Here is a 370-nt window from a genome sequence, read left to right as displayed (position 1 = left end):
GGCCTCAAGCGACGGGGCGATCTGGCGGCACGGGCCGCACCAAGCGGCCCAGAAGTCCACCAGCACGGGCTTGTCGCTCTTGAGGACGTCCTCTTCGAAGGAAGCGTCGGTCACAGTCTTCAGGGCCACAGCGGCCTCCTTGATCTCGCGGGGGTGTGGGTTGAGGAGAGAGGGGTCAGACCGCGGGGGTCTCGGCCAGCTTCTCGCTGTCGGCGAGGGCGGCCAGGAAGCGCTCGGCGTCCAGCGCGGCGGAGCAGCCGGTGCCGGCGGCCGTGATGGCCTGACGGTAGGTGTGGTCGACGACGTCACCGGCGCCGAAGACACCCGTGAGGTTCGTCCGCGTCGACGGGGCGGCGACCTTGAGGTAGGC

General features: G+C 70.3%; 1 protein-coding gene and 1 pseudogene. Both read right to left on the bottom strand.

Annotation, left to right across the window (positions count from 1 at the left end):
• On the bottom strand, window positions 1-129 hold a 129-nt coding region (locus tag OQ02_RS39475; protein WP_033443801.1), incomplete at its 3' end, for a thioredoxin family protein.
• Between the two features lie 46 nt (window positions 130-175).
• Window positions 176-370, bottom strand: a pseudogene (locus OQ02_RS39470) (thioredoxin-disulfide reductase); the annotation flags it as partial.

It is taken from the genome of Saccharothrix sp. NRRL B-16314, from assembly GCF_000716595.1.
GTDB lineage: Bacteria > Actinomycetota > Actinomycetes > Mycobacteriales > Pseudonocardiaceae > Actinosynnema.
The sequence above is the reverse complement of the archived record's forward strand: the minus strand, read 5'-3'. Positions and strand labels throughout refer to the sequence as shown.